The organism is Cylindrospermopsis sp. CR12, assembly GCF_001432185.1.
Classification (GTDB): Bacteria; Cyanobacteriota; Cyanobacteriia; order Cyanobacteriales; family Nostocaceae; genus Raphidiopsis; species Raphidiopsis raciborskii.
In genome coordinates this window covers 1-11,053 of record NZ_LMVE01000082.1, presented here as the reverse complement: position 1 = coordinate 11,053, position 11,053 = coordinate 1, and the positions used below count along the sequence as shown (strand labels likewise).

Genomic DNA, 11,053 nt, shown 5'->3' with positions numbered 1-11,053 from the left:
AACTTCGCCAATGGGGAAACCAGTAAAACGGTCACCATTCCCATTGTTAACGATAGCCAATTTGAAGCAGACGAAACCGTCAACCTAACTCTTTCCAATCCCACAGGTGGCGCAACCTTAGGAACCCAAACTACAGCAGTTTTAACCATCATTAACGATGACTTACCGCAACCAGGAATCATTAACCTCAATAGCAGTAACTACACCGTCAACGAAAACGGAACGGCGAATATTACATTAACTCGGACTAATGGAAGCGACGGGGAAGTTAGCGTTATTCTAACCCCTAGTAATGGAAGTGCGATAGCAGGAGACGATTACACAAATATACCCATTACTGTCACCTTTGCTAATGGAGAAACCAGTAAAACGGTGACAATCCCCCTCATTGACGACAGTATTTATGAACCAACAGAAACCGTCAACTTAACTCTTTCCAATCCCACAGGTGGCGCCACATTAGGAACCGAACAAACCGCCACCCTAACAATTATTGATAATGACGCAGTACCGGGAGTCATTCAATTTAGCAATGGGAGTTACTCCATTAATGAAAATGGAACCCCCGTTACCGCAGTCACACTCACGCGGATTAATGGAAGTGATGGCGCGGTTGGTGTCAGAATTAATCTAACAAATAGAACAGCAAATGCACCATCTGATTACAATAACACCCCAATTACCGTCAACTTTGCCAACGGAGAGACCAGTAAAACCGTCACCATCCCCATCATTGATGACAGTATCTTTGAAGCAACAGAAACCCTCAATCTCAGTCTGTCTAGTCCAACGGGTGGCGCAACAATCGGCTCACAAAACAACACAATTGTCAATATTATCGACAACGACTTTAAACCCACCTTAACCGTTAATATTAGTGGCGAACAAGTCACCGAAGGTAGCACCATTCAGGGAACAGTCACCCGAAATACTGACACCATAGACCCCTTAACAGTAACCCTCGTTAGCAGCGACAACACCCAACTAACCGTCCCGACCACAGTAACCATTCCCGCTAGGTCAAATTCAGTTAACTTTAACCTAATCGCGGTTGATGATACCTTAATTGAACTAGCAAAAAACTACACGATTATTGCCACGGTGCAAGGATTTGTTAGTAGTTCAGATAACCTGGCAATTATTGATAATGATGCAGTCACCTTAACCCTAACCGTTGAGAACACCAATATTAGCGAAAATGGAGGTAAAGCAACAGCAACAGTTACTCGCAATCTCGTTACGGATAAACCATTACAGATGCAACTATCCAGTAGCAATACTAACGCCGTAACCGTCCCTGCGACTGTGATCATTCCCGCTAATCAAGCATCTGTTACCTTTGAAATAACCGGAGTTGATGATACCGTTTTAGATGGTAATCAAACAGTTACCATCACGGCCAAACCTACTTATACAGGGACAAACTTAGCGACCGATACGGGAACCGCAACCACTAGTATTAATATCATCGATAACGAAAGTCCCAGTTTAAAAGTCGTTATTGACAAAGATGTCATCTCAGAAACGGGAACCGCAACAGCAACCCTTACCCGTAATACTGATATCAATAGTGACTTGATTATTACTCTTAGTTCTAGCGATACCACTGAAGCAACAGTCCCCAACACAGTAACAATTGCTGCGGGACAAACTTCAGCCACTTTCACTATTACCGGAATTAGTGACGGAATCAATGATAGTAGTCAAACAGTAACAATTACCGCTTCAGCAACAGGATTCAATAGTGGGAGTGATAGCTTAGAAATCACCGATATTAATGTTCCTGATTTAGTCCTCACTCAATTACAAGGAATCTCCCCAACTTATACAACCAAGCAGTCTCAATTCATCTACACACTCACCAATAAGGGGATTATCCCCGCAACAGGAACTTGGAAAGACCGATTTTACTTATCAACCGATAATAAGTTAGACACGAATGACAACTTATTAGGAGAATTTGGCTTAGGAATTACAGAAAATCCAGCTAATCTCCTACCCGGAATATCCTACGATCGCACAGTCACTTATTTTGCTCCCCGTAATCCCGGACAATATTACCTAATTGGGGTGACAGATAACGGAAATACCGTTAATGAAGGGGTAACAACTGGGGAAAGCAATAATACAACAATTACCCCAGTGACTGTCACCCCAGCTTATCGTGGTACAGTTTATTCTGACACAGAAACTGCGATCGCGGGTAGTGCGGTAACTCTCAAGGGACAAGCATTAAGTAATAGCAATAACTCTCCAGTCCCCTATGAATTTGTTAAAGTCCGGGTAGAGAATAAGGGAAATATCCGAGAGTTTGATGCGTTTACCGATGGAAATGGTAATTTTGTCGGACAATTTAGTTCCTTACCCGGAGAAGCGGGAACTTATAATATCAATGCTTATTTTCCTGGGTTTGCGAGTGAAGATAGCACCCCCGAAGATAGTTTTACTGTCTTAAGAATGAGGTTTGAACAAAATGACCAATTCTTAACGCAGGTTTTCCAACGGATTACCGAAGGAACCACCTTTAATGGGTCAGTGAAACTACAAAACCTGAGTAATCTAGGATTATCGGGATTAACTGCTACAGTCAATGGTGCGCCAAGTGATTGGACAGTCAATGTCACCCCAGAGAAAACGAGTTTAGGGGGTAATGAAGAAATCACGGTCAATTACAGTATCAATGTCCCGGATGATAAATGGAGTTATTACAATTTTGGTCTGGGATTAAGTACCACTGAAGGCGTTACCGCGAATCTACCAATACGAGTAGATGTAGCCCAACTGTTACCCCGTTTAGTTGCAGATACCAGCAGTTTACAAGCTTCGATGTTGCGGGGAGGTCAAACGATAGTTGAGTTTACGGTTAGTAATCAAGGTGAGGTTGCGTCAGGACAATTAAATATTCTGCTTCCTGATGCGCCTTGGTTAAAGTCAGCTTCTCCGGTTAAGCTACCTTCCTTGAATCCTGGTCAATCAACGAAAGTTTCGTTGTTATTACAACCATCAGCTACGCAAGAGTTAACAGTTTATAACGGAAATGTAGTTATTTCTGGGGATGAAGCATCCTTAAGCTTACCGTTTAATTTCCGTGCAATTTCGGAAGCGAAAGGAAATCTTAATATTAATGTAGTGGATGAATTATTCTTCTTTGCAGAAGGTTCACCTAGGTTAGAAAATGCGACAATTACCCTATTAGATCCCTTTACAGGAACCGTTATTTCCTCAGAAAAAGATGCGGATGGAATATTATCTAAAACTGACTTAGCGGAGGGGTACTATAAACTGCGAATTACTGCTGATAATCATGATACTTATGAGAATAATATCTATATTGGTGCAGGAAAAACAGAGGATATTCAGGCGTTTTTGTCAAGACAAACGGTTAAATACACTTGGACAGTAACGCCGACTGAAATTGAAGATAGATATACTATCATGATTCAATCGACGTTTGAAACTGATGTTCCAATTCCGACAGTAGTTATTGAACCAGCGCATATTGATTTAATTGACTTACAAGGAGTAGGTCAAGTCATGCAAATTGACATGAAAGTTACTAATCATGGCTTAATTGCAGCGAATGATATTGCCTTAAATTTACCTGAACATCCCTTCTATAAGATTGAGCCGTTAATTAATGAGGTTGACATTTTAGCCGCTAAAAGTTCGATTACCATCCCGGTAAGAATTACCCGTATTGCGGACTTTGACACTTTACCCAGCAGTAGCGGTGATCTTAGTACATCTTCCACACCTCAAGTACCTTGCTCAATTTCATTGGGATTGAGTTATGACTATGAATGTGCTGGGGAAAAAATTGAGCGTGCAATTCCTATTCCTGTCTTGAATGTAGAGGGTAACTGCTCTGCTACTTGGGGACCTGGGGGTGGTGTTTGGGGACCTGGGGGTGGTGTTTGGGGACCTGGGGGTGGTGTTTGGGGACCTGAGGGTGGTTTCGGACCTAGGAGTTACCTCACACCCGTCACGGTTAATATACAGTCGGCTGATTGTGATCCTTGTATCAATAAAATTACACAAGTTTCAGCTAGTCTTTTAATAAAAATACTGGGTTATATGCCAACCCCGGTTAGCTTTATAGGCAATGTGTTATCTTATTGGAAAGATGCAGCTGATGCTATCAATGGAGAACCTGGAGACTTGATACGAAATGGACTGCTAGACTTTATTAAATCTATCTCTGAGTATAATAATGAGGATAATAGGGATAATGAGGATAATAGGGATAGAAATAAATTTATTAAAATAGCTAATAGAGCTGTATTACCCATTAAGATTATTGTTGATCTTTGGGAAACATATGATGATTTTACTGATGTTTATTCCATTTGTTATCCTTCGACCCAAACTTCTGTCAGTAGCACCAAAACTTCTTTAAATCAAGGAGTTCAAAATATACAGTTATCTCTTGAACGATTATTCAAAACCTATCAAGTTTGGCAAGGGTTTTTTGGGGACAAAGTTTGGATGGATGCTGCACAGTCCCCTGAATTTAGTGACTGGGTTGGGAATTTTCTTACTTACACCCAATTTGGTGAAGTAGATGCTGTAAAAATTTCAGATATAGAAAGAGGTGATCTCTTAAATATACCATTACCTAATCCAATTACAGGAAGCCATGTCAACAAGTTTATTGACCGATGGAATCGTACAATCGATTATTGGAATAGGAGACTGTTTAATACTGGCGATATACCGGTTGGAGAAAGCCAAGATTTTATTGCTTTAGACCAAATTCAACCACTTCAAAATGCTTTAGAACAAGCAGTTAGTGAGACTAATGCAGAAGGATATGCTGATATAATCGACGCTATTAAACAAAAGTCTACAGAATTAGAAAAAGCCTTAGATAATAGTGGCGAAGTCTGCTCCAAAGTTAAAATCCAAATCGACCAAGAAGCAGTAATGACCCGTGCTGCATTCCTTGGCAATTTAGAAATTGAAAACGGCAACCCTACCAATCTAACCAACCTTGCCGTCACCCTCCAAATCAAAGATCAAAACGGTAACATTGTCAACGATAAATTTGGCATTACTGACCCCATTCTTAGCAATATCACCGCCGTTGACGGCACAGGAATCTTAACCGGAGATAACCCCAACACTCCCCAAAACGAAGGAGTTGGTAGCGCCAAATGGACGTTCATTCCCACCAATTTAGCTGCGCCAGAAACCCCCACCCAATACAACATTGGTGGCATCCTTTCCTACCTGGAAAACGGTAAAACTATTACCGTCCCCTTACTTTCCAGTCCCGTAACCGTCTATCCCCAAGCCGAACTTTACCTGGATTACTTCCACCAACGAGATGTCTTCGCCGATGACCCCTTCACCGATGACATTGTAGAAACATCCATCCCCTACTCCCTCGCTGTCCTCATCAGAAATGAAGGAAAAGGAGACGCAAAAAACCTGAGAATCACATCAGGACAACCGAAAATCGTCGAAAACGAAAAAGGCTTACTCATAGACTTCCAAATCATCGGTTCCGAAGTCAACGGACAAGGTGTTACCCCCTCCCTAACCGTCAACTTCGGGGACATCAAAGCCGGAAAAACTGCCGTCGCTGACTGGTTACTCAAATCCAGCCTACAAGGGAAATTCATCGATTATAAAGCTACTTTTGAACATATCAACAGCCTTGGTAAAGCCGAACTTTCCCTGATAAAGGAAGTCAAAATCCACGAACTAATTCACACAGTTCAAGTCAATCATTCCAACCCCGACAACTTACCCGACTTCCTCGTCAACGAAACCTTTGACGCAGAATTCACCCCCGATATCATCTACTTTAGCAATGGTGGAACCGCACCCGTAAAAGCCGTCAAAAACGCCACTGTGGATGCACCCCCCATCCTCAATAATTTAACTGTTCAAATTAGCGCCACCGTCGAAAATGGCTGGACTTATTTCCGGTTAGATGAACCTAGCAAAAGTCAATACGACATCGTTAAAATCCAGCGGTCTGACGGTACAGAAATTGGGTTAGATAATATTTGGACAACTGACCGTACCTTCCCCGCTACTGGTCGTCCTACTTATGAAAACATCCTCCACTTCTTTGACCAAACCACCGCCGGAAACACCACCTATACCGTTTTCTACACCCCTGGTGGACCCACCATTATCGATATTATTGATGTTAGTCCCGACCCACGCGCCACAGCAGTTAACGCCATTACTGTTGACTTTTCCGAACCCATTCAAGCCAGTAGTTTCGACTACAATGACATAAGCTTAACCCTAAATAATGGCACAAATTTAATCAACCCCACCGTCACCATTGTTTCCCTCTCTCCCAACCGTTATCAAATCAGCGGATTAAATACCCTAACCAACAATCAGGGAGACTATTTACTCACTGTCAACACCACAGGAATCCAAGACACCAGTGGTAAATTTGGTAGCGGTTCACTTACAGAAACCTGGAAGAAAACCTCTGACGGTAACGCCGACACCACCCCACCAGTAATAACAGATATTGTCAATCTCTTAATCAACCCACGCAATCAACCGGTCCCCTCTTTAACCGTCACCTTCTCTGAAAAAATTGACCTCAGCACCTTCACTTGGCAAGATATCATTCTTACCCGTAATGATGGAACAAATCTTGTTAGTAGTAATGTCACAGTTACGTCCATTAACGACACATCATATCGAATTAATGGCTTGACTGGCTTTACAGCAGCGGAGGGAGTCTATACTCTAACGGTTGATGGTAGTGGTATCCAGGATTTGTCGGGGAATATGGGGACAGGAATCCAAAGTGAAAACTGGGTAATGGATACCACCGCTCCTACCACACCGACTAACATTACGGTGACGAATGCATTAAATCCTTCCAGCACCAGTCCTACAACATTGCAACTGCTGACCCTGTCAGGACAGCAACGGGTCAATACCACATCCCCCACCATTAGCGGTGAATTAGGGGAAACCGGATTAAAAGTCTTCTTCTACGACAAAACCACCAATACCGTTCTACAACAGGCAACCGTTACCAATACTCAGTTTTTAGGAACAGTAACTTTGCCTTCGCCTGGGTCAAGGGAAGTGGATATTCAAGTACAAGATCCAGCAGGTAACACTACGATAACACCCCTGAGCCTCTTTGCTGACGTTACTCAACCCGTTCTCACAGAATTCCTCAACGTTCCCACCTCTACGCCTACCCCTGTTAATAGTATTGATATTCGATTCTCTGAAGCGATTAACCTCAATACCTTTGATAAGAGTGACCTAACCCTTACCCGTGATGGTGTAGCCTTGACGCTTTCTGACACTGTTACCATTACTTATCTTGCTGAGACAACCTACCGGATAAACGGATTGGGAGATTTAACTAATACTCCCGGCACTTATAGCTTACGAGTTGATGCCACAAGTATACAAGACAATGCGGGCAATAGTGGCGACGCACTCAAAACCACCAACTTCACCCTTACCGCACCCCCTTCCCCTGGATTTACCCTGTCTCAAACTGGAGGTAATACCAGTGTTACAGAAGGCGGTAGTACGGATACTTATTCTCTAGTCCTAAAAACTCAACCCACCGGTGATGTCACTGTTACCTTGACAAAAGGGACTCAAATTACTGTTAATCAAACCTCCTTTACCTTTACCCCTACTGACTGGAATACCCCCCAAACAATTACTGTTACCGCAGTTGAGGATGCTGTCACAGAGGGTAACCATAGCGATACAATTAATCACACTGTTGTTAGTAGTGATACTAATTATAATAATGCTATCATTAGTAATGTTAATGTTAGGATTCAAGATAACGATGCAGAAATTCAAGGTACGGTATGGAATGATGTGAATAGCAATGCAGTTAATAACAGTGAACCAGGCTTGTCGGGTTGGACTGTCTATTTAGATGCTAACAATAATGGACAACTTGACACAGGAGAAACTTCCACCCAAACTGATATTAACGGTAACTACACCTTTGATAATCTCCGCCCCGGAACCTATACAGTTGCCCAAATTGTCCAAGAGGGTTGGCAACAAACCTATCCCATTCTGAATATTACAACTACCGCATCCGATGTGGCGTTAGCCATTCCCACTCTAGAATTTCTAAGTGTATCAGAGTCTAGCTTAATTAACTTTAATCGTGCTAATTATCTTGTTCAAGAAGATGGCACTTCACTTACAGAGTTTTGGCTAACACGCACAGGTGATGTGTCCAATTCAGTAACTGTGACCCTCAACTTTTTAGATGGTAGTGCTAAAGGTTGTAGCTGCGCAGCTAGTTCTGTTAATAATGATTTTAGTCATGTTCCTTTTACCCTTACCTTTGCAAAGAATGAAACCAATAAACTAATTACCGTTCAAAATGCGATTCTTGGTAATCCCAACGCAATCAATATTCGCAATGATAGCAAAATGGAAGGCAATGAAACCTTTACCATTAAGCTCACTAACCCCACAGGGGGAGCACTTATCGGGGAGCAAGGAACAGCAACAGTAACCATTTTGGATGATGAATCTCCCAGTTCTATTACCCCTCTATTAGAAAATATTGGAACAACCATCGATGCTACAGGAGATACTCAAGCCTTATCTCTCATTTCCCTGGATCAACTGTGGCAAGACCCTCGTTTCCTCAACTTTAAGGGCAAAAACTATAGCACGGTGATTATCGATTCAGGTATTGACCTCAATCATCCCTTTTTTGGCCCCGATGCCAACAACGATGACATTGCCGACAAAATTATTTATCAATACGATTTTGCCGATAATGACAATAATGCCAGCGATAAAAACAATCATGGTTCCCATGTAGCTAGTATTGTTTCCTCTGTAGTCCCTGATGCCAACCTAATTGTTCTTAAAGTTTTTCAGGATAACGGTTCTGGTTCCTTTGCTGATCTCGAAAAAGCTCTGCAATGGGTTAATGCTAACGCTAATACCTACAATATTGCCTCCGTTAATCTCTCTATTGGAGATAGCCAAAATTGGACAACTGCTACTGGACGTTACGGTATCGGTGATGAATTAGCAGCGATCGCCAACCAGAATGTGATTATTTCAGCTGCTGCAGGAAATAGTTTCTACCAATTTAATAGTGTACAAGGGTTAGCCTACCCAGCCATAGATCCGAATGTGGTTCCAGTGGGTGCAGTTTGGTCAGGCAACTTTGGTGAATCTAAATCCTTTACTGGTGGAGCCATTGACTACAGCACTAGTGTGGATCAAATTGCCAGTTTCTCTCAAAGAGATGATCTATTAAAGGAAGTTTTTGCCCCGGGTATCCTGATAAAGGGGGCCAGCGCCACTGGGGGGACAGTGACTATGGGAGGAACCAGTCAAGCAGTTCCTTTCGTTACCGGATTGGCAACCCTTGCCCAGGAGATGGCCCAGGAGATTTTAGGAAGATGGTTGAGTGTAAGTGAATTCCGGGATTTACTCCATACTACCGGTGATCTGATTATGGATGGGGATAATGAAAATGATAATGTGGTAAATACAGGACTTACCTTTCCCCGTATTAATGCACTGAAACTGGCAGAAGGGATTTTGAGCTTTAAGGGCATTATTCCCGATCCCAATACTAGTAACTCAAGTGGTAATGGGGAGGGCAATTCTTCCCCGTCTCCCAATACTGTAAGTCTAGTTCACACGGTTAATTTGGTGGGTGGTGAAATAAAAACAGATATTAACTTTGGTAATAACCAAGTCATTCCTAGCTTAGCGATCGCCTCTACCAACGCTGTCCAAACTGAAGGTAATTCTGGTACAAGAGCTTTTACCTTCACAGTTACCCGCAGTGGTAATACTACCAGTAATAGCAGCGCTAATTGGGCAGTAACCGGGTCTAGCGCTAATCAAGCTGATGGCACAGATTTTAACGGCACACTACCAAGTGATACGGTGAGTTTTGCCGCAGGTGACACCACTCAAACTATTACGGTTAATGTGTCGGGAGACAGCACGGTTGAACCAGATGAAGGGTTTACCGTTACTCTCTCTAGTCCCACCAATGCCACCATTACTACAGCGACTGCTACGGGAACCATTAATAATGATGACAATCAACCCAAGGTAAGATCTGGCACAGACCAAGGAGATGATATAAATGCCACCATGGGTCAAACCACGATAATGCCAGGAAAAGGGGATGACATTATTAGGGTAAATAGTGCGAGTGTGGTGATTATTGAACTACCCAACGAAGGTAACGACACTGTATTTTCCAGTATTAACTATAATCTAGCTTCCCTATCGCAAATAGAGAACTTAACCCTCTCTGGTACGGAGGATATCAATGGCATAGGTAACAGGAAGGACAATGTAATCACGGGAAACAGTGGTCAAAACGTGCTGACAGGACTACAAGGAAATGACGCCTTTGTGTTTAACTTTGGGGATTCTGTAGTCGGTAAACCAGATAGAATAGGGGATTTTCAATTTGGCAAGGACAAGATAAGGGTGAATGGAGTGTCACCCAGTGTATTAACCCGTGCTAGCAATAACAGTGCTAGTACACTGAGTAGCTTGGTGGATAGTGTATTTATTGATGGGAATGGAGCATTAGATGGAAATCAAGGTTTGGGGACTAACAGTGCAGCATTGGTTGTGTCAACAGCACAGGGAATAGGTGGCACTTATTTAATAGTGAATGATGGGGTAGGAGGGTTTAATCCTGCTACAGATTTGGTGATTAATCTGACGGGATATAGTGGTAGTTTACCGGGTTTAGGAAATATAGCAGTGGGTAGTTTATTTGTGTAGAAGGTGAAAGCTAGAGTTGGTTAATTTCAAGCTCCTAGTGTAAACAGGCGAGATCCCGCAGGGAGTGCTTCGCAATCGCTCTTTAGTATAAACTCTAGTTTTTAAAAACCTCCCAAGGGTATTCTGGTGCAGGTAATAGTTTATTCGAGTGCAGTAATATCAATACCCTTAGCTTTTAATTGTGATAGCAAGGTTTGATACTTTATTTGTTCCTGCTCTTTGAGAAGTCTTTCACGTTCTGCACGTTGAGTTTCCTGCTCTTTGAGAAGTCTTTCACGTTCTGCACGTTGAGTTT

1 protein-coding gene is annotated in these 11,053 nt (G+C 42.5%); it reads left to right on the top strand.

Annotated elements, in window-relative coordinates; genetic code table 11:
• Window positions 1–36: 36 nt before the first annotated feature.
• On the top strand, window positions 37–10,758 hold the full coding sequence (locus tag ASL19_RS09455) for a Calx-beta domain-containing protein (RefSeq protein ID WP_369814507.1): 10,722 nt from the start codon (window positions 37–39) through the stop codon (window positions 10,756–10,758).
• Window positions 10,759–11,053: the final 295 nt, after the last annotated feature.